Source organism: Corallococcus exiguus, assembly GCF_009909105.1.
GTDB classification, from domain to species: Bacteria; Myxococcota; Myxococcia; order Myxococcales; family Myxococcaceae; genus Corallococcus; species Corallococcus exiguus.
The window spans coordinates 902,074-923,875 of the sequence record NZ_JAAAPK010000001.1 but is presented as its reverse complement, the minus strand read 5'-3'; the positions used below and the strand labels follow the sequence as shown (position 1 = coordinate 923,875).

Annotated in this window: 20 protein-coding genes; 17 read left to right on the top strand and 3 right to left on the bottom strand. The window is 69.9% G+C overall.

Going from position 1 to position 21,802, the window contains the following annotated elements; genetic code table 11:
- The first annotated feature begins 44 nt into the window (after positions 1 to 44).
- The 3 genes from GTZ93_RS03885 to GTZ93_RS03875 all read left to right on the top strand — a co-directional run bounded on the left by GTZ93_RS03885 (position 45) and on the right by GTZ93_RS03875 (position 3,891).
- Positions 45 to 1,433 carry a serine/threonine-protein kinase gene (locus tag GTZ93_RS03885; protein WP_120581173.1) on the top strand — a complete coding sequence of 463 codons (1,389 nt, stop codon included), beginning with the start codon at positions 45 to 47 and terminating at the stop codon, positions 1,431 to 1,433.
- Positions 1,434 to 1,786: 353 nt separating this feature from the next.
- Positions 1,787 to 2,662, top strand: coding sequence for a hypothetical protein (locus GTZ93_RS03880; RefSeq protein WP_139923470.1), 876 nt, complete (start codon positions 1,787 to 1,789; stop codon positions 2,660 to 2,662).
- A gap of 245 nt (positions 2,663 to 2,907) precedes the next feature.
- The gene (locus GTZ93_RS03875) at positions 2,908 to 3,891 is read left to right on the top strand and encodes a sensor histidine kinase (RefSeq protein ID WP_120593218.1); all 984 of its coding nucleotides are present in this window, start codon (positions 2,908 to 2,910) and stop codon (positions 3,889 to 3,891) included.
- 3 nt (positions 3,892 to 3,894) lie between these two features.
- Here GTZ93_RS03875 and GTZ93_RS03870 read toward each other — a convergent pair whose 3' ends face one another.
- Positions 3,895 to 4,605 (bottom strand): TetR/AcrR family transcriptional regulator, encoded by a 711-nt coding sequence (locus GTZ93_RS03870; protein WP_120581176.1) that lies wholly within the window; start codon positions 4,603 to 4,605, stop codon positions 3,895 to 3,897.
- Positions 4,606 to 4,747: 142 nt separating this feature from the next.
- Between GTZ93_RS03870 and GTZ93_RS03865 the strand changes: the two genes are divergently transcribed.
- From GTZ93_RS03865 to GTZ93_RS03845, 5 genes are all read left to right on the top strand, one after another.
- The gene (locus GTZ93_RS03865; RefSeq protein ID WP_139923468.1) at positions 4,748 to 5,590 is read left to right on the top strand and encodes a sterol desaturase family protein; all 843 of its coding nucleotides are present in this window, start codon (positions 4,748 to 4,750) and stop codon (positions 5,588 to 5,590) included.
- A gap of 128 nt (positions 5,591 to 5,718) precedes the next feature.
- The gene (locus tag GTZ93_RS03860) at positions 5,719 to 7,212 is read left to right on the top strand and encodes an FAD/NAD(P)-binding protein (RefSeq protein WP_139923466.1); all 1,494 of its coding nucleotides are present in this window, start codon (positions 5,719 to 5,721) and stop codon (positions 7,210 to 7,212) included.
- A gap of 131 nt (positions 7,213 to 7,343) precedes the next feature.
- Complete coding sequence (locus GTZ93_RS03855) at positions 7,344 to 8,630, top strand: hypothetical protein (RefSeq protein ID WP_161662645.1); 1,287 nt, start codon at positions 7,344 to 7,346, stop codon at positions 8,628 to 8,630.
- 116 nt (positions 8,631 to 8,746) lie between these two features.
- On the top strand, positions 8,747 to 10,978 hold the full coding sequence (locus GTZ93_RS03850) for a hypothetical protein (RefSeq protein ID WP_139919680.1): 2,232 nt from the start codon (positions 8,747 to 8,749) through the stop codon (positions 10,976 to 10,978).
- 166 nt (positions 10,979 to 11,144) lie between these two features.
- On the top strand, positions 11,145 to 12,293 hold the full coding sequence (locus GTZ93_RS03845) for a bestrophin family protein (protein WP_139919681.1): 1,149 nt from the start codon (positions 11,145 to 11,147) through the stop codon (positions 12,291 to 12,293).
- Between the two features lie 12 nt (positions 12,294 to 12,305).
- Here GTZ93_RS03845 and GTZ93_RS03840 read toward each other — a convergent pair whose 3' ends face one another.
- Positions 12,306 to 13,094: a 2-keto-4-pentenoate hydratase gene (locus GTZ93_RS03840; RefSeq protein WP_120577674.1), complete on the bottom strand. Its 789-nt coding sequence runs from the start codon at positions 13,092 to 13,094 to the stop codon at positions 12,306 to 12,308.
- A 183-nt stretch (positions 13,095 to 13,277) separates the two neighbouring features.
- On the opposite strand from GTZ93_RS03840, the gene GTZ93_RS03835 reads away from it, so the two are divergent.
- From GTZ93_RS03835 to GTZ93_RS03805, 7 genes are read left to right on the top strand one after another with little or no spacing between them, the layout of a single operon-like run.
- Positions 13,278 to 14,720 (top strand): aldehyde dehydrogenase, encoded by a 1,443-nt coding sequence (locus tag GTZ93_RS03835; RefSeq protein ID WP_121752032.1) that lies wholly within the window; start codon positions 13,278 to 13,280, stop codon positions 14,718 to 14,720.
- A 16-nt stretch (positions 14,721 to 14,736) separates the two neighbouring features.
- Positions 14,737 to 15,165, top strand: coding sequence for a RidA family protein (locus GTZ93_RS03830; protein WP_014393721.1), 429 nt, complete (start codon positions 14,737 to 14,739; stop codon positions 15,163 to 15,165).
- A 1-nt stretch (position 15,166) separates the two neighbouring features.
- Positions 15,167 to 15,691, top strand: a complete 525-nt coding sequence (nbaC, locus tag GTZ93_RS03825) for a 3-hydroxyanthranilate 3,4-dioxygenase (RefSeq protein WP_120577672.1) — start codon at positions 15,167 to 15,169, stop codon at positions 15,689 to 15,691.
- Positions 15,688 to 16,704, top strand: a complete 1,017-nt coding sequence (locus tag GTZ93_RS03820) for an amidohydrolase family protein (RefSeq protein WP_139919682.1) — start codon at positions 15,688 to 15,690, stop codon at positions 16,702 to 16,704. The genes nbaC and GTZ93_RS03820 overlap by 4 nt, the downstream gene beginning before the upstream one ends.
- Entirely contained in the window at positions 16,701 to 17,978 is a 1,278-nt protein-coding gene (gene kynU, locus GTZ93_RS03815) for a kynureninase (RefSeq protein ID WP_139919683.1), read from the top strand. Before GTZ93_RS03820 ends, kynU begins: the two co-directional genes overlap by 4 nt.
- On the top strand, positions 17,965 to 19,356 hold the full coding sequence (locus tag GTZ93_RS03810) for an FAD-dependent oxidoreductase (protein WP_139919684.1): 1,392 nt from the start codon (positions 17,965 to 17,967) through the stop codon (positions 19,354 to 19,356). The genes kynU and GTZ93_RS03810 overlap by 14 nt, the downstream gene beginning before the upstream one ends.
- Positions 19,346 to 20,071, top strand: a complete 726-nt coding sequence (locus tag GTZ93_RS03805) for an SDR family oxidoreductase (RefSeq protein ID WP_261777582.1) — start codon at positions 19,346 to 19,348, stop codon at positions 20,069 to 20,071. The genes GTZ93_RS03810 and GTZ93_RS03805 overlap by 11 nt, the downstream gene beginning before the upstream one ends.
- Here the strand turns inward: GTZ93_RS03805 and GTZ93_RS03800 are convergent.
- Positions 20,068 to 20,577 carry a hypothetical protein gene (locus tag GTZ93_RS03800; RefSeq protein WP_139919686.1) on the bottom strand — a complete coding sequence of 170 codons (510 nt, stop codon included), beginning with the start codon at positions 20,575 to 20,577 and terminating at the stop codon, positions 20,068 to 20,070. The two genes, GTZ93_RS03805 and GTZ93_RS03800, sit on opposite strands and share 4 nt — an antisense overlap.
- A gap of 115 nt (positions 20,578 to 20,692) precedes the next feature.
- On the opposite strand from GTZ93_RS03800, the gene GTZ93_RS03795 reads away from it, so the two are divergent.
- Both GTZ93_RS03795 and GTZ93_RS42605 read left to right on the top strand, forming a co-directional pair.
- The gene (locus tag GTZ93_RS03795; RefSeq protein WP_139919687.1) at positions 20,693 to 21,172 is read left to right on the top strand and encodes a hypothetical protein; all 480 of its coding nucleotides are present in this window, start codon (positions 20,693 to 20,695) and stop codon (positions 21,170 to 21,172) included.
- Positions 21,169 to 21,750, top strand: coding sequence for a hypothetical protein (locus tag GTZ93_RS42605; RefSeq protein ID WP_257979288.1), 582 nt, complete (start codon positions 21,169 to 21,171; stop codon positions 21,748 to 21,750). Before GTZ93_RS03795 ends, GTZ93_RS42605 begins: the two co-directional genes overlap by 4 nt.
- The last annotated feature ends 52 nt before the right edge of the window (positions 21,751 to 21,802 follow it).

The window sequence follows — 21,802 nt, the reverse complement described above, 5'->3', positions numbered from 1 at the left end:
GGCACTCGCGACCCACCCCGTGGATGGTAGGGTGCGGGGTATTCATGGCGGTGGATTCAGAGAGCACCTTCCGCATCCAGGCACGCGCGAACGCGAATACCTCGGACAAGGGGCACGACACACCCAGCCGTGCCGAGCGCGGGCCGGGCACCCTGGCGGGTGAATACGTCCTCAAGTCCATGCTGGCGGCCGGCGGCCACGGCAGCGTCTACGAGGCGGAGCACCGCATCCTGGGGCGGCACGCGGCGGTGAAGGTGCTGCACTCGCACCTGGCGGACCAGGGCGAGATGCTCCAGCGCTTCGTGCGCGAGGCGCGCGTCGTCAATCAGATCCACCACCCGAACATCGTGGACGTCTACGACTTCGGGCTGATGCCGGACGGCAGCCCCTACTACGTGATGGAGCTGCTCTCCGGGCGCACGCTGAGCCAGGTGGTGCAGGAGCGCGGGCGGCTGTCCGCGTCCCGCGCGCTGGCGTACCTGGAGCCCGTCTGCGGCGCGCTGGAGGCGGCGCACCGCGCGGGCGTCGTGCACCGGGACTTGAAGTCCAGCAACATCCTCGTCGTGGAGGAGGGGGAGAAGCCCCGGCTGAAGCTGTTGGACTTCGGCATCGCGAAGCTCATCCAGCAGGAGCCCGGGCAGGAGGGGCTCACCACCGCGGGACAGCGACTGGGCACCGCGCACGCGATGGCGCCCGAGCAGTTCCGCGGCGGCACCATCGGGCCGCCCACGGACGTGTACGCGCTGGGCGTGCTCCTGTATCAGCTGCTCACCGGCCGCTACCCCTTCCAGTCCGATGATCGTCTGGAGCTGGAGCGCATGCACCTGGAGGCCCCGCCTCCGCGCCCCAGCGTGAAGGCCCCGGTGTCCCCCGCCGTGGACGCGGTGGTGCTCCGGTGCCTGGACAAGGACGCCACCCGCCGCTACCCCAGCGTGAACGCCTTCCTCACCGCGCTGCGCGAAGCCACGGAAGAGCCCAATCAGGTGGAGAGCCAGACGCGGCTCGTGCTGGCCGTGAACGCGGAGGTGGTGCTCCCCGCCACGGACATGGACGACGACACCACCTACGCCGCGCTCGCCCACGTCATGGACACACTGGAGCAGGGCCTGCGCGCGGAGCACTTCATCCTGGCGCTCCAGACGGGCACCGCGCTTCTGGGCGTGCGGCCCGTGGCAGCCGGCATCACTCCCGCGCTCGCCCTTCGACCCCTGAGAGAACTGCAAGCCGAGGCGCAGCGTCTGGCCGAAGCCGTCCACGCCCGCGTCCACCTCTGCCTCCACCATGGTGAGGCGGAGACACGCGGCGACTCCGGCGAGGCCGAGGTGGTAGGCGGCCCGGTCACGCATGTGGCAACCTGGAACGTAAGGGACCCCGGTGGCTTCGCCATCACACGTCCCGCGTCCCAGTACCTCGAAGAGACTCCTCCGCAGTAGGCCGTCCCCGCCGTCCCCGCACTCCTCCTCCCCCGCGGCACCCCGCTTGAGTCGTGTGGTCCCATGCCTTTCACCGGCACACGTCCGCCCCCGTGAGAATTGGACCCACACCATAATTTTTTGACGAAACCGTATTTATTTTAGATCCTGAATCCGTCACGATTCCCCTGTCTGACAGTTTCAGCACCTTTCTAGGTGAAAGCCTGGACTGCCTGACATTCTGGAAGCCGGTCCTCCGACTTCCCTCAAGCGGGAGCCCCTACATGCGCCTCACCCCTGCTTTTCGGCCTGGAAGTGGATGCAGCGAGTGGTGGAACCGAGTTGCCTCACGCCAACCCCTGAAGGCGGTGTTGATGACGGGGGCGCTGTTCGCCCTCGTGGGTTGCGGTGGCGCGATGCCGGAGGACGCGGCGTGGGAGGCCGATCCAGCATCGGTGGATCAGGCGCTGCAGGTGGACAACGGGCTGACCGTCAACGGATTGACGGTCAACGGGCTCACCGTCAACGGGCTCACCGTCAACGGACTCACCGTCAACGGACTGAACACCGAGAGCTTCAACGAGTGGTTCAGCCAGAACACGGACACGGCGCCGATGCTGATGGCGTACATCGTGAAGTGCTCGGTGCCCGAGGGGCAGACGCGCACCTTCCAGTCCACGACCACCGGGGCGAAGTACACGTGGCAGGGCAGCCTGGGCCTGGCGCCGGGTTGGGCCACGGGCAAGGCCGCGACGGTGACGGAGCAGCAGGCGGTGAGCGCGTGCCTGGCGGCGCACGCGAACAAGTACGGCCTGCACATCGCGCTGTCCGTGCTGGGCCGCACGGCGGAGGGCGCGGCGATTCCCTACTCCGCCGAGGAGCTGTCGCAGTTCAGCGCGAAGGAGGCGTGCTTCTTCGGCAACCTCTTCACCAACGAGGGCCTGTTCGCCGCGAGGGATCGCGACTTCAGCTCGGCGGAGAGCTCCACGCGGGCTTGCGGCCTGACGCTGAAGGCGGACTCCTGCGCGCCCATCACCAACATTGGCAGCTGCGCGCAGTTCTGCACCAAGGGTGACCCGAGCCAGCCCTACTACACGCAGTGCACGTACAACGGGAAGACGTACCCGGCCATCACCACGCGCGTGAAGCCCACGGAGCTGTTCCGCTGCGGTGACGGCGTGTGCCAGTTCACCGAGCGCGCGGGTTCCGGCAACACGGCGGACAGCTGCCGCGCGGACTGCGGCGCCTGAAGCGGACGCACCTGTTGAACCGGCGGTGAGCAGCGCACTGGCATGAACGGCCTCCCCCAAGGCCGCGTGACCAGATGCCTCCGGGCGTGCGGTGAGCTCCTCCCGCGCGCCCGAATCCCCCAGTGGAAAATGACAGTCGGGACGTGAAACCCAAACGGTGTCCGCTCGACGGCATCACGTACTCGCGCACAGCTTGCCGGGCACGGGGCGGCGGTGTTGGATGGACGTGGGTGGAGCGGGCCGCGATGACGTTACGAGCGAAGGTCGGGCGGTTGACGGCGATGACGCGCCGGCGGGGCACGCTCCGCCAGGCCTTCGAGCGCCTGGGCCCCGGCTCCAAGACCCGGTGCGCCGTGGAGACGCCGTGCGCGGACAACCGGCTCCTGGAGGAGACGGTGCGCGAGCGCACCGCTGCGCTGGAGGCCGCCAACGCGAAGCTGTCCAGCAGCCTGGAGCAGCTGCACGCGACGCAGACCCAGCTGCTCTTCGCGGACCGGCTCATCGCGCTGGGGCGCATCGCGGCGGGCGTGGGCCATGAAATCAACAACCCGCTGGCCTTCATCCTGAGCAACCTGGAGTACATCCACCAGGAGCTGCAGCAGAAGGAGCGCCTGTCGGAGCAGGACCGGCAGGAGATATTGGAAGCGCTGGCGGAGACGCGCGACGGCGCGGAGCGCATCCGGCTCATCGTGCGGGACCTGCAGACGCTGTCGCGCGCGGAGGACGTGGGCAGCGGGCCCGCGGAGCTGGCCGCGGTGGTGCGCACGGCGGCGAAGATGGCCATGCACGAGTTGCGGCACCGCGCGCGGCTGGTGGTGGAGTGCGACGGCGTGCCGCCGGTGCAGGGCAACGGCTCACGGTTGGGCCAGGTGTTCCTCAACCTGCTGCTCAACGCGGCGCAGTCCATCTCCCCGGGGAACGCGGAGGGCAACGAGGTGCGCGTGGTGGCGCGTCCCGGAGAGCCCGGCCACGTGCTGGTGGAGGTGCGCGACACCGGCTGCGGCATCGAGCCCGAGCACCGCGAGCGCATCTTCGACCCCTTCTTCACCACCAAGCCGCTGGGCGTGGGCACGGGGCTGGGGCTCGCGGTGTGCCATGGCATCGTCACCTCGCTGGGCGGCACGCTGACGATGGAGAGCGCGCCCGGCCGGGGCAGCGTCTTCCGCGTGACCCTGCCGGTGGCGGGCGCCTTCGTGCAGCCGCAGCGCCCGCAGGCCGACTGGACCTGAGCCTCAGCCTCCGCCGGGCGGCTTCATCCCGAGAGCCCCCTGGAGCATCCCGCCGAGCACCTCGCGGAACCTCGCGTCCGACGCCGCGTCCGCCGGACGGCCCATCACGGGCAGCAGCGCCTCCCGCGCGAGCAGGAACCACTGCGACGCGCACAGCGCCACGAGCAGCGTCATGTCCACCGTGTCGCGCGAGGGCGGCGGCGTGCCCTGCGCCTCCGCCACGCGGCCCGACTGGAACTCCAGCGCGTCCGCCAACAGCCGCAGGCCTTGCGCGCGCACGAGCGGCATGTGCTCGGCTCGGCCGGTGAGCAGCGCCCACGCCATCAGCCGGCTGTGCTGTCCCTGCTGGACCACGGTGAAGAAGCGCTCGAGCAGCGCGCCGGCGCTGGGAGGCGCGTCCGCCGCGAGCAGGTGCTCCCGGAAGGACGCGGCCAGCAATTCGTTGCGGCGCAGGAGCACCTCGCGCACCAGGGCCTCGTAGGTGCCGAAGTAGTGCGTGACGAGCGCGTGGCTCACCCCCGCCGCCTTCGCCACCGCCTGCAGCCCCACCTTGTCCGGCCCCTGCTCCACGAGCAGCGGCTCGGCGGCCTGGAGGATGGCGTCTCGCGCCTCCTCCGGGGTGCGCCGCTTCCGGGGCGCGGCGGGCTTCGCGGGGCGACGGGGAGCGGAGGTGCGCCGGGCCGGAGCCCGGCCCTGGGGACGCTTGGATGCCATCGCGGCGCATCCTAGCCCCCGCTTCGTCGTTCAACGCACCCATCGCTATTGTCAGATTTGACAATAACCACGGGCGGGAATTATCCATGGGGTGTCCGGGCATGACTGGCCCGGGGATGTGCTGGCCTTCGCGAGGTCCGTGATGCATGCGCTGCTGCCTGAGAATCCGTCGCTGCCGGTGCTGTTCCTGCTGGTCCTGCTCATCTCCGGGACCGTCAAGCTGCTGACGGTGGCGGTCGGCTGGGGGGTGTGGCGCACGCGGCTGGCGGCGCGCTTCCGGGTCTACCGGCGGGAGCTGGCGAAGGGGCAGCTGCGCAGCGAGGCGCTGGCGGCGGTGGGCGTGGTGGTGACGGACGCGGTGCTCATCGGGACGTTCCGGTACTTCAGCGGCCCCCTGATGGCGCCGTTCAGCCTGTCCACGGCGCTGTGGTCGTACGCGTGGATGTTCGTGGGCTTCGAGGTGTGGTTCTACGTGACGCACCGGCTGCTGCACCTGCCGCGCTTCTACCGCTTCCACGCGCAGCACCACGTGGCGCAGGTGACGGAGCCGCTCACCGCGCTGTCGTTCTCCGTGGTGGAGCGGGTGGTGCTGATGGGCGGCGGGCTGGGCCTGCACTTCGCGGCCATGCACGTGTTCCCGGGCACGCAGGTGGGAGTCCTGGCCTACATGCTGACCAACTACGTCCTCAACGCGTTCGGGCACGGCAACACGGAGTGGCTGCCGAAGCGCTTCGTGACGTCCTGGGTGGGCCGCGTCTTCTTCACCCCCACGTTCCACGCGCTGCACCACGCGCGCTACCAGGGGCACTACGGCCTGTACACCGTGGTGCTGGACCGGTGGCTGGGCACCGCGTTCGCCGACTATCCGCGAGTGCATGCGCGCGCCCGCGATGGCGAGGGACTGACGCGCATCGGGGAGCGGCTGGCGGTCGCGCCCCCTGCCCCGTCCCTCCCCGCGCGGCCCGAGGCGCACCAGGCGGTTTGAGGTCCGCCGGGCCCCGCCGTCACAGGGTGGGCCTGGAAGGCCAGGGGCCGTGGGCCTACGGACAATCCGAGCGGGTGGCGACGCTCGGGAGGGATGGCATCCGAGGGGGCCGGACCTACAATCGCGCGGTGAACTCCCGGCAGGACGTGATCATCATCGGCGCGGGCGCCAGCGGAACGCTGCTCGCGGCCTGTCTCTTGCGGGGCGCCCGTTCGCCCCTGCGCGTGGCCCTCGTGGAGCGGGGGGAGCGCCTGGGCCGGGGGGTCGCGTACTCCACCACCAGCGCGCGTCACCTGCTCAACGTCCCGGCCGGCCGCATGAGCGCCTGGGTCGACGACCCGGAGCACTTCCTTCGCTGGCTTCGCGTGGAGGCGCCGGACACGCCGCCATCCGCGTTCGCCGAGCGCCGCCGCTACGGCCAGTATCTGGAGTTCGTGCTGAAGGACACCGCCGCGAAGGCCGCGCCGGGCGTCCAGCTGGAGACGCCGCGCGACGAGGTGACCGCGGTGGAGGACACTGCGGACGGCGTGAAGGTGACGCTCGCGAGCGGCCAGAGCCTGGAGGCGAAGGGCGCGGTGCTGGCGCTGGGCAACGCGATGCCCGCGGACCTGCGCGTGCCGGACGGCGGGCTGTACTCGAGCGAGCGCTATCACCGCTCGCCGTGGGTGCCCGGGGCGATGGAGGGCATCGGCTCCGGTGAGTCGGTGCTGCTCATCGGCACGGCGCTCACCATGGTGGACACGGTGCTGTCGCTGGGCGAGCGCGGTCACCAGGGCCCGGTGCACGCGCTGTCGCGCCATGGCCTGCTGCCGCACCCGCACCGCGCGCATGGCGCGAAGACGCCCGCGGCGGCGGAGCCCCTGCGCATCCGTGAGCTGTTGCGCTCGGTGCGCCGGGAGATGGACCGCTGCCGCGACGCGGAGACCGCCACGCAGGCCGCGTCCCCTTCCGCGCAGGGCGTGGTGCCGTTCAGCACGCTGCGCATCCGCGACGTGCTGCGCACGATGCGCCAGGAGGTCGACGCGCAGGCGGCGGCGGGCGCGGACTGGCGCGCGGCGGTGGACTCGCTGCGGCCGGTGACGACGCCGTTGTGGCAGCGACTGTCGGAGCAGGAGCGGCGGCGGTTCCTGCGCCACCTGCGGGCGTACTGGGAGGTGCACCGCCACCGCATGGCGCCGGAGATCCACGACGTGATGGACGCGTGGCGGCGCGAGGGGCGGCTGACGCTCCACTCGGGCCGAGTGCTCCGCTTCGAGTTGGAGCCGGACGCGGTGGCGGTCGACCTGCGTCCCCGGGGCGAGCGCGAGCCCCAGGTGCTGCGCGTGCAGCACGTCATCAACTGCACCGGCCCCGAGTCGAACCCGGCCTCGCGCGGCCAGCCCGTCCTGCGCGGCCTGCTGGAGGCGGGACAGGCTCGCGCGGACTCGCTGGGCATGGGGCTGGCGACGGCGCCCGACGGCGAGGTGCTGGACGCACGTGGACAGCCCTCCGCCCACCTCTTCACGCTGGGCCCGACGCGGCGGGGGGACCTGTGGGAAACCACAGCCGTACCTGAAATCCGTTCGCAGGCCCGCGACCTGGCGGAGCACCTGCTGCGCCGGTTGAGCACGCCTGCCCGGTAGAGGACCTGACAGGCTCCATGACCTGGAGGTGAGGCTCCTGCTCGCCAGGCAACGTAGCCCTCGGTGGGTGGCTGTTGGGGGCCTGGCGTTTCGTGCGACATTCCAGGTCCCCCTCCTGGAGTTCCGTCCCGATGGCCTTGAAGCGCCCCCTCCCCGCCCTCATGGGAGGCGTGTCCCTGTCCGTCCTCGTGAGCCTCGGGGCGCTGGCGCACCAGCACCTGCGCACCGACGCGCTGGAGGAACGGCTCCTGCGCGAGGTGAACACGCTGACGCACGCGGAGCACCCGCGTCCGGCGCACGTCACCGCCACGCGGCCCGGCACCTTCGGGGACGCGATGGTTCCGCTCCTGCCCGCGCTGCTCCAGCAGGCCCGCGCGACCCCGGCCCCCACCTCGGCGGAGGCCGCGACCCTGGAGGCCGTGACGGAAGGACGCGCTCCGGTGACGGACCTTCCCGCCTCCCGCCGTGAAGCCCTGGAGCAGGGCCTGCCTTTGATGCGGCGGGTGCTCGCCGCCACCCACGCGGAGTCCGGCGGTCTTCCGGAGGACCTGCGTCCCCTGTCCGGTCCGGAGGTGTCGCGGCGGGACGCGCTGATCCACGCGCTTTGGCACGTGGTGGAGGACGCGGCGCTGGAGACCCGGCGGCTCGTGTCGAGGGGTGAGGCGGATCCAGCGGTGGACACGTGCCTGGACGCGCTCGCGCTGAGCCGGGAGCTGGCCCTGGGCGGAGGGCTCGTGGGACAGCGTTTGTCCGCGGCCGGCTATGCGCGCACGTGGCGGGCCTGCGCGGACGCGCTCGACGCGGCCTCCCTGTCCCGCAAGCGTCAGGCCATCTCGCAGCTCACCCGGCTGCATGAGGGCTTCCCGCCGGTGTCCCTGATGCTGCACGAGGAGGCCGTCGCCGCGCAGCTCCACGCCTTCCGCGACCTGCTCTCCGACGACACCCGCGCCGAGCTGCCGCCCACGTGGTTCGACGCCCCCGAGCAGCCCGGGGCCTTGTCGCGCCGGCTCCAGTGGCGTCAGTGGGTGGAGGACGCGGACCACCTCCTCGCCGTGGCGGATCAACCGGCCGAGGAGCGCCGCCGTTCGCTGGCGGCCCTGGAGACACGGAAGGCCGGGGAGTACTTCCGCCAGGAGGAGGCTCCGTCGGTGCGCCTGTCTCCCGAGGACATGGAAGCGCTGGAGCTGCGCACGCTGCGCTCCGAAGCCCTCATCGCCCTGGCGGAGGTGGACGTGGCCCGCGCGGAGAAGGGCCAGTGGCCGCGCGCGCTCCCCACGCGGACGACGTCGCTGGTGCTGGAGCCCGTGGATGAAACCCAGGTCAGCATCCGCTCCTGCATCCCGGGGCTGATGCCCGACCCGCTGGTCGTGAAGGCGGACGGCACGCCCGCGCTCCAGCGGGTCCACGACGTGCCTTGAGCCGGTGACGGCGACTCCCTGGTGGGTCGCTCGCGCCCGCTTCACGTCCGGCCTCCCACGTGGGACCGACCATGTAGGATGCGGCCTTTCCGTGGACGTCGTGGGAGGGAGCCGTCATGTCGTGGAAGCTCGCGCTGCTGGACGAAGTGTCGAAGGTGCTGCCGGATGCGCCGCTCAAGGGCTCGGACATCCGCGTGGAATTGCCGACCGCCAGCTATGCGCTGCCCGCGGGAGAGAAGCTGGGCTCCCTGACGTTCGCGTTCGACGTGTCCGCGCGCGGCTTCGTGGAAGGCTATGACGCCCCGGCGGACGTGGACGCGGCGGGCGTGGTGGGCGAGGCCCCCGGCGACGCGACGACGCAGCTGGCACCGGCGCTCATCTACGGCGGCGACCAGGCGTGGCTCAAGTACGGCGTGGAGGCGCGCGTGAAGGCGGACGTCGGCTTCCCGCTGCCCTACGTGGCGCTCGCGGCCAACGGCGACGTGCGCGTGCTGCTCGCGGACTACCACCGGCACACGCAGGACACGAACGCTCGCGCCGCGCTGAAGAAGAACGCGCCGGAGCTGCGACTGCCCCTGCTCACGTCCTCGCTGGACAAGCTGGGCGTGGGTGACGCCATCGCGTTCCAGGCGCGCGGCGAGCTGTCCGTCACCGCGACGCTGGACTGGACGGACGTCTACACGTCCAACCTCCAGACGCTGACGAAGCTCTTGTCCGCCAGCACCATGATGGCCTTCGAGGCCAAGGCGGGCGCCACCGTGTCCGCCAAGGTGAAGGTGGTGGACGACTACGCCGTCGTCTTCTCCCGCCCCGCGGCCGGCCAGGTGCGCGTGCAGGTGAAGAAGGTGGTGGCGCGCGAGGCGGGCGTGACGGCCAGCCTGCACGTGGAGGCCAGCCTCACCGACCCGGCCGCCGTCGTCGCCCAGGTGGAGAGTGTGCTCGAAGGGCTCCTGTCGGTGCCGCTGTCCGAGTTCGACTCCCTGATGACGAAGCTGGAAGCGCACACCCTGTCCGCGAACGAGACCAAGGTCCTGCGCATCATCCTGGACCGGCTGGGCTTCGGTGAGCTGGAGGCCAACACCACGGCGCTGCGAACGCAGTGGGAGAAGCTCCGCACGGACGTGCGCGCGCGCGTCCAGGCGCTGGCCGAGTCCAAGTTCGAGGCGGGCTTCCGCTACGAGTACCTGCGCCTGCGCGAGCAGACCACGCTCCTGTCCACCGTGTGCACCGACGCCCAGGCCCGCGCGCTGCACCCGCTGCTGGTGTCCGGACGGATGGACAGCGCGATGCAGCGCATGCAGGCCGAAGGCATGGCGCTGGAGCAGTGCCTGCTGAAGGAGGTCAACAAGGAGTCCAAGGCCTGGGGCTTCTCCCTGAAGCTGGGCAAGTGGGCGCTGGGCGGCAGCGACGTGCACGAGCTCACCCAGGTGGTGCAGCGCAACAGCCTGGAGAAGGAGTCTCCCCAGCGCGTCTCGTTCCTGGGCGTGCGCAGCTACAAAGGCACGCTGCTCACGCCGTACATGCGCTGGACCGCGGACTTCAAGGCGGACATGGCTGAGTTCCGCAAGTCGCCCACCGTGGCGGACTTCGACCTGGGCCTGTACCTGCTGCTGGCCCATGACGCTCGCAAGCTGTCGGACCACGACCTGCGCCAGGCCGTGGACGAGGCCATCATCTGGGGCGCGCTGGATGACGCCGAGGAGGAGGAGGTCCTCAAGCGCATCCGCGACGCTTCCGGCGGCAAGGAGATTGAAACGCGGGTGGAGCTGAAGCTGGACAACCGGACGCTGCGCGACGTCATCACCCACGCGGCGGATCCGGACGCACACTCCGCCTTCGCTCGCGCGCTGGCCCGGGCCCTGCCCTGGTACGGCGTGCCGTGCCGCGACCGGCCCACCGTGCGCGAGGCTGTCTACGCGCCCCTGTGGAAGGAGTACCTGGAGCAGAACTGGTCCGCCGCCGTGGCCGCGAACATTGCTGGCGCGACCTTGAAGAAGAATCCGCTGGTCGGGCACTTCGCGTACGTCGAAGGGCTGCTGGGCAACGGCATGCTGACGTTCGCGGAGGTCATCCAGAAGAACCCCGGCACCGTGTCCAAGTGGCACGACCTGCGCGCGGGCCTGCTGGACCTGCGCAACAGCGAGCAGCGCTCGCCCGCCGTCTTCAAGGGCGCGTTCAAGGCGCTGTCCCAGTCGTGGGCGCAGTCCTTCCACCTGAAGGCCACGGGCGCGTTCTTCCTGGAGTTGGCGTCGCGCGGCGGCAACGGCCTGGCCACCGTGGAGCGCACCTTCACCGTGACGGTGCCGGCGACGGGCGCGAGCATCGTCTTCTCCAAGTCGCGGGCCTGACGGGCGCACGCGTCCTTCGTCCGCTTCCGCACGCTCCCCGGGCGTGCGGAGGGGACTTGCGGCCGGACGGGGGGCGCGAAGGTGACGCGGCGCATTGCCGCGCCTCGGGGGCATCACTACATCCAGCTCCTCACGCAGCACGCCCCGCGAAGAGGAGCCCCGGGAGATGATCGTCGGTCGGATGCTGTCCTGGCGGATCATCCTCCGCTACACGGGGCGCCCCGTCGTCGTCCACATCGCCATCGCGCTGGCCATCTCGCTGGGCTACGAGGTGCTGGACGCCAGGTGGCTGTCGGTGCCTGCGTTGCCGGTGACGCTGCTGGCCGCGGCACTGGGCGTGCTGCTCGGCTTCCGCAACAACTCCGCCTACGAGCGTTGGTGGGAAGCGCGCACCCTCTGGGGCGGGCTGGTGAACGCGTCGCGGACGCTGGCCCGGCAGGTGATCAGCTTCCTGCCCGCCCCTCGCGCCCAGCGCAGTGACGGAACGCCGGAGACACCCTCCGCCGCGTCGCGCCTGGTCCAGGTGGCCGTGCAGCCGGAGGGGCCCGCGCTGGCGCCCGCCTGGTCCAAGGTGGGTGACGGCGCGGTGCGGGACCAGTTCGGGCAGGCGCGCGACCTGCGCGGTCCCAGCATCCCGCGCGCGAACCTGGCCACGTTCGTCCATCCGGCCGTGGAGTCCCCCCGGGGCATCATCACCGGCATGTTCGAGGGCATCACCGAGGACGCGCGCGAGCTGGTCTACGCGCAGATTGGCTTCGTGAACGCGCTGCGCTGCCACCTGCGGCGGCAGGACCCCTTCCCGGACATCACCCCGTACTTCCGGCCGTCCGTGCTGGAGGCGCTGCGCGTGGAGCAGAACGTGCCCGCCGCCATCCTGCTGTGGATGAGCACGCGCATGCGCCGCGTGTACAGCGACATCGAGCACCCGGAGAAGGTCTACCTGCGCGTGGCGATGGACGCGACGCTCACGGAGCTCACCAACTACCTGGGCGCGTGCGAGCGCATCAAGAACACGCCCCTGCCCCGCCAGTACGACATCCTTCCGCACGCCATGGTGCGCGCCTACCTCACCATGCTGCCCCTGGGCGTCGTCGCGGACCTGGGAGTGCTCACGCCGCTCATCACCGCCATCATCGCGTTCCTCTTCATCGCCCTGGACGCGGTGGGCCGCGACGTGGAGAACCCCTTCGAGGACGGCGTCAGCGACACGCCCATGACGGCGCTGTGCCGCACCATCGAGATCAACCTGCGGCAGATGCTGGGCGAATCCGAGCTGCCGCCGCCGCTCCAGCCGAAGAACGGCCTGCTGTACTGAGGCGTCGCCGGACTATGGCGCCGCCGTCACTTCCACCGTGCCCAGCCCGTCCACGGTCAGCCGCACGTGGTCGCCGGGCTTCATCAGGTAGGCTGCGGTGGCCGCGCCGGACAGCACCAGGCTTCCGGCCGGCAGCACCTGACCGCGCTCCGCGAGCAGCGCGCACAGCTGGATGAGGGACACCACCGGGTCGCCAGAGATGGCGTCCGAGCGCGCCTCGCCCTCCACCTTGCCGTTCACCTCCATGCGCATCTGGAGCTTCGTCAGGTCCAGTTCGCGCGGGGCGCGCTCCAGGGTGCCCGGCACGAACAGCGATGACGACGCGTTGTCCGCCACCACGTCCGGCAGGCTGAAGTACTTGAAGCCCACGAAGCGCGAGTCCAGCACCTCCATCGCCGCGAAGACCGCGTCGCACGCGTCCAGCACTTCATCGCGCGTCACGGTGCCCTTGAGTTCCTTCGACGTGCGGAAGGCGATCTCCGGTTCGATGCGCGGGTGGATGCCCGCGCCCACGCGCACCACGCCGCCGGGCTGCACGCGCATCCGGTCCGTGAGCACGCCGAAGATGGGCGAGCCCAGGTTCATCTGCTGGCGCTTCGCCTCCGACGTGAAGCCCATCTTCAGGCCCACCACCCGCTCACCCTGGGCCTCGCGCAGCCGGATGCCCTCCGCCTGCACCGCGTAGCCATCCGGCACGGTCAGGGTCGGGTGCGCGTGTGACAGGGGCGGTATCTCTCGCCGCTCGCGCCGCGCCGCGTCCAGGATTCCAGCCAGGGCTGCTACATCCACAGTCGAGGTCATGCGCGAATCTTTTCCATGCCCGGCCCGCAATTCCACCAAGGATTCACCAGTGGAGCGGGTCCCGGAGACGCTGGGAGCCAGACGGCCGCGCAAGCGAGCGCCATCCGACGCCGACTGTTCGGAATCCTGGAGGCCGCGGACGGCCGCGACATACATTGCCGCGTCTCCTTGGAGGGCGCGCCCGTGGAAAAGGTCCTCAACTACATCGGTGGCGAGCTGGTGCCCGCGGCGGGCGGCCAGTGGCTGGACAAGCCGGAGCCCGCGACGGGCCAGCTCTACGCGCACGTGCCGGACTCGCGCGAGGTGGACGTGCAGTCCGCCGTGGAGGCCGCGGGCCGGGCCTTCCCCGCGTGGGCCGCCCTGCCGGCGATGGAGCGCTCGCGGTACCTGCGCCGCATCGCCGGCCTCATCCACGAGCGCCTGGACGCCTTCGCGCGCGCGGAGTCCATCGACACGGGCAAGCCGCTGGCGGTGGCTCGCACGGTGGACATCCCGCGCAGCGTGCTCAACTTCGAGTTCTTCGCGGACGCGGCGACGCAGTTCTCCAGTGAAGCGCACCCCATGGACGGCGTGGCGCTCAACTACACGCTGCGCTCGCCGCTGGGCGTGGTGGGCTGCATCTCGCCGTGGAACCTGCCGCTGTACCTGCTCACGTGGAAGATTGCCCCCGCGCTGGCGGCGGGTAACTGCGTGGTGGCCAAGCCGTCGGAGGTGACGCCGATGACGGCCTTCCTCCTGTCGCAGGTGTGCCGCGACGCGGGGCTGCCGCCGGGCGTGCTCAACCTGGTGCACGGCCTGGGGCCTCACGTCGGTGGGCCCCTCACGCGCCACCCGGAGGTGAGCGCCATCTCCTTCACCGGCAGCACGCGCACGGGCGCGGAGATTGCTCGCGTGGCCGCGCCCGCGTTCAAGAAGCTGTCCCTGGAGATGGGCGGGAAGAACCCCAACGTCATCTTCGCGGACTGCGACTTCGACGACGCGCTGGCCACCACGCTGCGCTCGTCGTTCGCGAACCAGGGGCAGATCTGCCTGTGTGGCCCGCGCATCTTCGTGCAGCGCTCGCTGTATCCGCGCTTCAAGGAAGCGCTGGTCGCGCGCACGAAGGCCCTCAAGGTGGGCGACCCGCTGGTGGACGGCACGGACCAGGGAGCGCTGGTGTCGCGCGAGCACTTCGAGAAGGTGATGGGCTACATCACGCTCGCGAAGCAGGAGGGCGGCAACATCCTCACCGGCGGCCAGCGCGCGAACGTGCCCGGCCGCTGCGCGAACGGCTGGTTCATCGAGCCCACGCTCGTGGAGGGCCTGGCGCCCACGTGCCGCACGAACCAGGAGGAGATCTTCGGCCCGGTGGCGACCATCATGCCCTTCGACGACGAGGAGGAGGTGCTGTCGTGGGCCAACTCCACGCGCTACGGGCTGGCGGGCAGCGTGTGGACGAAGGACCTGGCGCGCGCGCACCGGTTCGCGTCCCGGCTGCACAGCGGCATCGTCTGGGTGAACACCTGGATGCTGCGCGACCTGCGCACGCCGTTTGGTGGAGTGAAGGAATCCGGCGTGGGCCGCGAGGGCGGCTGGGACGCGCTGCGCTTCTTCACCGAGCCCAAGAACGTCTGCATCAAGCTTTGAGCCTGGAGAGCCACACGTGAGCGCTGGCGAGCGGATCGATTCGAAGAAGGCCCCAGAGCCGGTGGGGCTCTATCCCCACGCGCGCCGTGTGGGGAATCTCTTGTTCCTCTCTGGCGTGGGCCCGCGCGAGCGCGGCAGCAAGGCCATTCCGGGCGTGGAGCTGGACGCGGCGGGGAACATCGTCTCGTACGACATCGAGACGCAGTGCCACTCCGTGTTCCGCAACGTGCGCTACATCCTGGAGGACGCTGGCTCGTCGTGGGAGCGGCTGGTGGACGTGACGGTGTACCTCACGGACATGAAGCGGGACTTCCCCACGTACAACCGGCTGTGGGCGGAGTACTTCAAGGACAACCCGCCGTGCCGCACCACGCTGGAAATCAACGCGCTGCCCACGCCCATCGCGATTGAACTCAAGTGCATCGCCACCATTGGAGACGAGTGACATGGGCCGACTGACCCCCATCAACTTCAAGAAGTGGATCGACGAGCACCGCCCCCTGCTCAAGCCGCCCGTGGGCAACCAGCAGGTGTGGGAGGACCGGGACTTCATGGTCACGGTGGTGGGCGGGCCCAACTCGCGCACGGACTTCCACGTCAACGAGGGCGAGGAGTTCTTCTACCAACTGGAGGGCGACATCACCCTGCGCGTCATCGACGACGGCCAGGTGCAGGACGTCCCCATCCGCGAGGGCGAAATCTTCCTGTTGCCGCCCAAGGTGCCGCACTCGCCGCAGCGGCCCGCGGGCACCATCGGGCTGGTGCTGGAGCGCCGCCGCCAGCCGCAGGAGCTGGATTCGTTCCTGTGGCTGTGCCCGAAGTGCGGCGAGAAGCTCTATGAGGAGTCGCTGCACGTCACCAACCTGGTGACGCAGCTGCCGCCGGTGTTCGAGCACTTCTACGGCAACCCCGAGAACTGCACGTGCAAGAAGTGCGGCACGAAGGTGGCGCGGGGTGGTGCGCCCAAGTGAAGGTCGACATCCACACGCACCTCCTCCCCCCGGAGCTGCCCCGGTTCGCCGAGCGCTTCGGCTACGGCGGCTTCATCGCGCTGGACCACCACGCGCCCTGCCGCGCGCGGATGATGCGGGACGACGGGAAGTTCTTCCGCGAGATTGAAAGCAACTGCTGGGACCCCAAGCAGCGCATCGTGGAATGCGACGCGCACGGCGTCCAGGTGCAGGTGCTGTCCACGGTGCCGGTGCTGTTCAGCTATTGGGCGAAGCCGCAGGACGGGCTGGAGGTGGCGCGCTTCCTCAACGACCACCTGGCCGGCGCGGTGGCGACAGCGCCCAAGCGCTTCGTGGGCCTGGGCACGGTGCCGCTCCAATCCACCGCCCTGGCGGTCAAGGAATTGGAGCGCTGCGTGCGCACGCTGGGGTTCGCGGGCGTGCAGATTGGCAGCCACGTCAATGACCTGAACCTGTCCGACCCGGCCCTCTTCCCCTTCTTCCAGGCGGCGAGCGACCTGGGCGCGGCCGTCTTCGTGCACCCGTGGGACATGATGGGTGAGGCGAAGATGGCGAAGTACTGGCTGCCGTGGCTGGTGGGGATGCCGGCGGAGGTGTCGCTGGCCATCTGCTCGCTCATCTTCGGCGGGGTGATGGAGCGGCTGCCGAAGCTGCGGCTCGCGTTCGCGCACGGCGGCGGAGCGTTCCCCGGCACGCTGGGCCGCATCCAGCACGGCTTCGAGGTTCGCCCGGACCTGGTCGCGGTGGACAACAAGGTCGCGCCGCGCGACTACCTGGGAAGGTTCTGGGTGGACTCGCTGGTGCACGACGCGGAGACGTTGCGCGGCATCGTGAAGCTGTTCGGCGCGGACAAGGTGGCGCTGGGCAGTGACTATCCCTTCCCGCTGGGCGAGGAGCGGCCCGGCACGCTCATCGAGTCGCTGACGGACCTGGCGCCTTCCGTGCGCGAGCAACTGCTGTCCCGAAATGCCCTGGAGTGGCTGGGGCGCTCGCACGAGGACTTCGCACCATGACGGCCCCTGTCTACGAGAACACCGATGTGTTCGCCTACGGCCTGGACGCAGCGGATCCGCTGAGGCCCCTGCGCGACGAGTTCCTCTTCCCGCCCGCTCCCTCTGGAGCGCCGGCCATCTACCTGGCGGGCAATTCGCTGGGGTTGCAGCCGCGCAAGGCGCGCAAGTACGTGCAGATGGAGATGGAGGACTGGGAGCGGCTGGGCGTGGAGGGCCACGTGCACGGCCGCCACCCGTGGCTGCCCTACCACGAGCAGCTCACCGAGATGGTGGCGCGGGTGGTGGGCGCGCAGCCCGTGGAAGTCGTGGTGATGAACACCCTGTCGGTGAACCTGCACCTGATGATGGTGTCGTTCTACCGGCCCACGCGTGAGCGCTTCAAGATCCTGATTGAAGGCGGCGCCTTCCCGTCGGACCAGTACGCGGTGGCGTCGCAGGCGCGCTTCCACGGCTACGACCCGAAGGAGGCCATCGTCCGGCTGATGCCCCGCGAGGGCGAGGACACGCTGCGCTCCGAGGACATCCTGGAGGCCATCGAGCGGCACGGGAAGGAGCTCGCGCTGGTGATGCTGGGCAGCGTGAACTACCTCACCGGACAGGCGTTCGACCTGCGCGAGATTACGCGCGTGGCGCACGCGCAGGGCTGCAAGGTGGGCTTCGACCTGGCGCACGGGGCGGGCAACCTGAAGCTGTCGCTGCACGACGACGGGCCGGACTTCGCGGTGTGGTGTTCGTACAAGTACCTCAACGGCGGACCGGGCAGCCTGGGCGGCGTGTTCGTGCACGAGCGCCACGCGCACTCGCCCCAACTGCCGCGCTTCGAGGGCTGGTGGGGGCACAACAAGGCCACGCGCTTCGAGATGGGCCCCACCTTCGACCCGCTGCCGGGCGCGGAGGGGTGGCAGCTGTCCAACCCGCCCATCTTCCAGTTGGCGGCGCTGCGTTCGTCGCTGGAGCTGTTCGACAGAGCGACGATGGCGGCCCTGCGCGCGAAGAGCGACCAGCTGACGGGCTACCTGGAGTTCCTGCTGGACCGGCTGCCCGCGGGGTACGTCACCATCACCACGCCGCGAGATTTGAAGCAGCGCGGGGCGCAGCTGTCCCTGCGCTTCAAGGGCGAGCCGAAGCGGCTGCTCCAGCGGCTGTCCGCGGCCGGCATCATCTGCGACTTCCGCGAGCCGGACATCATCCGCGCCGCGCCCGCGCCCCTCTACAACACGTACCTGGACGTCTTCCGCTTCGTGAAGGCGCTGGAGGCCCATGCCCTCGAATGAGTCGAAGCTGACGGTGGTGGGAGCGGGCCTGGTGGGTTCGCTGCTCTCGCTGTACCTGGCCCGCCGGGGCCACACGGTGGAGGTGCTGGAGCGCCGCCCGGACATGCGCCGCGAGACGCTGGACGCGGGGCGCTCCATCAACCTGGCCATCTCCACGCGCGGACTGCATGCCTTGCGGCAGGTGGGCCTGGAGGAGGAGGCGCTGAAGCACGCCATCCCCATGCGCGGGCGGGTCATCCACCCGGTGAAGGGCGAGCTGGCCTTCCAGCCGTATGGGAAGGATGACTCGCAGCACATCAACTCCCTGTCACGCGGCTGGCTGAACAAGTTCCTGATGACACAGGCGGAGGCCACGGGCCGCGTGTCCATCCGCTTCCGGCAGCGGGTGACGCAGGCGGATCCGGCGGCGGGGGCGCTCACGGTGCTGGATGAGGCCACGGGCGCGACGCGGGAGGTCCGCGACGCGGTGGTGTTCGGCACGGACGGCTCGGGTTCGGCGGTGCGGCAGGCGCTGCAATCGCAGACGGGTTCCCAGGCGGACTCGCAGACGCTGGGGCATGGCTACAAGGAGCTGACGATTCCGCCGGGCGAGGGCGGGCGCTTCCAGATGGAGAAGCACGCGCTGCACATCTGGCCGCGCGGCACGTACATGCTCATCGCGCTGCCGAATGAAGACGGCAGCTTCACGTGCACGCTGTTCCTGCCGTGGGAGGGGCCGGTGAGCTTCGCGTCGCTCCACACGCCCGCCGCGCTGGAGGCGTTCTTCCAGGAGCAGTTCCCGGACGCGAAGGCGCTGATTCCCGGGCTGGTGGAGGAGTTCTTCTCCCGGCCCACCGGACAGATGGTGACGGTGAAGTGCGCGCCGTGGCACGCGGAAGGAAGCACGCTGCTGCTGGGTGACGCGGCGCACGCGATGGTCCCCTTCTACGGGCAGGGGATGAACTGCGGCTTCGAGGACTGCGTGGTGCTGGACTCGCTGCTGGAGCGGCGGACGGACTGGGCGGCGGCTTTCGATGCGTTCGAGCGGCTGCGCAAGACGAACGCGGACGCCATCGCGGACATGGCGGTGGAGAACTTCATCGAGATGCGCGACAGCACGGCGGATCCGCGCTTCCTGTTGGAGAAGGGCGTGGAGAAGGTGCTGCTCAACGCGTTCCCGGGTGAGTTCGTCAGCCGCTACTCGCTGGTGAGCTTCAGCCGCGTGCCCTATCGGCTGGCGTACGGCGTGGGCGCAATCGCGGGCGGCATCGTGTCGGAGCTGGCTCGGGAGCTGAAGCGGCCGGAGGACGTGGACCTGGACCTGGCGGCGAAGCTGATTCGCGGCCGGCTGACCCCTTTCATGGAGGAGCACGCGGATGGATTTCGGCTTGAAGGGTAGGCGGGCGCTGGTGACGGGCGCGTCATCGGGGCTGGGGCGCGCCATCGCGGACACGCTGGTGAAGGAGCGCGCGACGGTGGCGGTGTCCTCGCGAGGCGGGGAGAAGCTCCAGAAGGCAGCGAAGGAGCTGGGCGCGGCGCTGGCGGTGCCGTGTGATTTGACTCAGCCGGGGGCCGCGCGTGGGTTGGTGCGCGAAGTCACGCAGAAGCTGGGCGGCCTGGACGTGCTGGTGGTGAACGCGGGAGGCCCGCCGTCCGGTGGCTTCGAAGCCATCACGGTGGAGCAATGGCAGACAGGGTTCCAGAGCCTGTGGCTGGCCACGGTGGATGCGATTCAAGAAGCGCTGCCGGGCATGAAGGCACAGGGCTGGGGCCGCATCGTGCTGGTGACGTCCACGGCGGCGCGCGAGGCGATGAACAACCTCACGGTGTCCAACGGCCTACGCGCGGGGTTGCTGGGGCTGGTGAAGACCCTGAGCAATGAAGTGGCGCCGTATGGCATCACGGTGAACGCGGCGCTGCCGGGCTACCACGCGACGGACCGGATGAAGGACCTGGGCCTGTCCGACGAGAAGGTGGCGCCGAACATCCCCGCGAGGCGGCTGGGCAGGCCGGAGGAGTTCGCGGCGCTGGTGACGTTCCTGGCGTCGGAGCCGGCCGCGTATATCAGCGGCCAGTCCATTGCCTGCGACGGTGGAGCGCTGAAGGGCTTCTAGGGTCCCATGTGCACAATCAGGTAGAGCAGGCACGTGCCGGCACCCACGGACAATGACACGGCCCACACCGCTGCCGAGGAGATGGCTCGCAGCAGTCCGTAGGCGCCCAACAGCGCCGCGGACACGAGCCATCCACCGAAGAAGCAGGACACGAACGCAAGCGACGTGAGCCAGTACGACAGGTCGCAGTTCGAGCCCAGGCATTCGCCGCCCGGCAGTGGCAGTGAGTACTTGTCGAGGACGACGGCCACGGCCCCCAGCCCCGAGAGCAGCGCCCCCGCCAACGACAGCCACTTCCAGGCCTTCCCGGAGAGCGAGAAGGCGCCACCACTCCGCCAGTTCGGCGCCCGGCGCAAGGTGACGATGACGAGGGCCAGCAAGCCCAGGCCCAGCACCAGCGACGCCGGGAGCGCGGCGGCGCCTCTGAACGCCGTCGCCAGCATCGACAAACCAAAGAGGAAGGCGCCGAGGGACAGGGCGGCGAAGAGCGCGAGGCGTGAGGTCATCAGGGCTGTTGTTATATGCCGATTCCTCGTAACTCAGCGGACAGCCCGCCCCCTGAGACGATGGAGCTTTAAGAGGATTTTGAAGTGACGTCGGTGGCCTTCCGGGGGGAAGGCCATGGACGCGACGAGGCGGGCGGTATGCCTGGGGCTGGCGTGGTTGATCACGGGCTGTGCGATGAGAACCGGAACCGTGGTGGAGGGGAACCTCCAGCCCCGGCACTTCCGGTTCGTCACGGTCATTGAACAGACAGAGCCGGGCCCAGGAGGCTGGAGGGAAGCCTGTGTCCATGTTCCGCTACGGCGTGACACGGGAGAGATCTTCAAGTGCACGCTGGGCGTTGGACTCCCCATCCACGCCAAAGGCTCGGAACCGATTCCGGTGGAACTGGCCCAACGCATCTCGGCGAACTGCGCCAATCTGGCGGCTCAGACCGTGTTCAGTTCGACCACGCCGGTAACAGCCCTCGGGCTCGCGTGTGAGGAGTTCAGGACGACCTTCGGGATCGCGCTTGAGGGGGCCATCCTTGGCTCGCGAGTCAGGCAGCAGTGCCACCCGGCAACCCTCTCCCTCAAGTCCAAGGCCAGGAAGCCATGACGCCTTCCGCTGAAGAATTGCTCGCGGTTGCTCGTCTCTACTGGGGCACCGACCAGGCCTATGTCTTCCGGCAAGAACCTGGTCCCGAGGATCTTCGCTACCAAGCCCTCTGGGAGGAGAAGAAGGTGGAGAGGCCCCGCTGGGGAGCCTTCGTGAAGACGCTTCGAGCAGCGCTTCCCGGGTGCGATGCCTGGGACTACGCGCCGGGCCTGGCGAACCCCAGCTTCTGCGTGCTGGTCTACCCGCATCAGGAGCAGGACATGATGCGCCCGCAGATCACCTGGACGGTCGCCGGGTACCTCAGCATCCTGGCCCCCCTCTACACCGTGCACTGCGTTCGCCGGGTCTTCCTCGCGAAACGCCTCATGGAGTCGAAGGTCTTCCTCGGCCCCGTCCCGCTGGAGCTGCAAGGCATCGCGGACACGCTCGCCCGACATATCGAAGCGGAGTTCGGCGCCGCCGCCCTGCCGCTCGAAGTCGCGCAGACGCCCATCCCCCTCTACGTCAACTTCATGAAGCCGCCGGAGACCACGCTCTTCCACGCGCTCTTCACCTCCGAGCCCGGGAACATCCTCTGAGCTCCCTCCCCGGCCTGACGCAGCGAGCCAGCTGTTTTCCGCTCTGGCGGCA

Bases quoted from the DNA above. Each gene is read 5' to 3' on its own strand.
- GTZ93_RS03885 (WP_120581173.1), top strand. From the start codon at position 45: ATGGCGGTGGATTCAGAGAGCACCTTCCGCATCCAGGCACGCGCGAAC.
- GTZ93_RS03880 (WP_139923470.1), top strand. From the start codon at position 1,787: ATGACGGGGGCGCTGTTCGCCCTCGTGGGTTGCGGTGGCGCGATGCCG.
- GTZ93_RS03875 (WP_120593218.1), top strand. From the start codon at position 2,908: ATGACGTTACGAGCGAAGGTCGGGCGGTTGACGGCGATGACGCGCCGG.
- GTZ93_RS03870 (WP_120581176.1), bottom strand. From the start codon at position 4,605: ATGGCATCCAAGCGTCCCCAGGGCCGGGCTCCGGCCCGGCGCACCTCC.
- GTZ93_RS03865 (WP_139923468.1), top strand. From the start codon at position 4,748: ATGCATGCGCTGCTGCCTGAGAATCCGTCGCTGCCGGTGCTGTTCCTG.
- GTZ93_RS03855 (WP_161662645.1), top strand. From the start codon at position 7,344: ATGGCCTTGAAGCGCCCCCTCCCCGCCCTCATGGGAGGCGTGTCCCTG.
- GTZ93_RS03850 (WP_139919680.1), top strand. From the start codon at position 8,747: ATGTCGTGGAAGCTCGCGCTGCTGGACGAAGTGTCGAAGGTGCTGCCG.
- GTZ93_RS03845 (WP_139919681.1), top strand. From the start codon at position 11,145: ATGATCGTCGGTCGGATGCTGTCCTGGCGGATCATCCTCCGCTACACG.
- GTZ93_RS03840 (WP_120577674.1), bottom strand. From the start codon at position 13,094: ATGACCTCGACTGTGGATGTAGCAGCCCTGGCTGGAATCCTGGACGCG.
- nbaC (WP_120577672.1), top strand. From the start codon at position 15,167: ATGGGCCGACTGACCCCCATCAACTTCAAGAAGTGGATCGACGAGCAC.
- kynU (WP_139919683.1), top strand. From the start codon at position 16,701: ATGACGGCCCCTGTCTACGAGAACACCGATGTGTTCGCCTACGGCCTG.
- GTZ93_RS03810 (WP_139919684.1), top strand. From the start codon at position 17,965: ATGCCCTCGAATGAGTCGAAGCTGACGGTGGTGGGAGCGGGCCTGGTG.
- GTZ93_RS03800 (WP_139919686.1), bottom strand. From the start codon at position 20,577: ATGACCTCACGCCTCGCGCTCTTCGCCGCCCTGTCCCTCGGCGCCTTC.
- GTZ93_RS03795 (WP_139919687.1), top strand. From the start codon at position 20,693: ATGGACGCGACGAGGCGGGCGGTATGCCTGGGGCTGGCGTGGTTGATC.
- GTZ93_RS42605 (WP_257979288.1), top strand. From the start codon at position 21,169: ATGACGCCTTCCGCTGAAGAATTGCTCGCGGTTGCTCGTCTCTACTGG.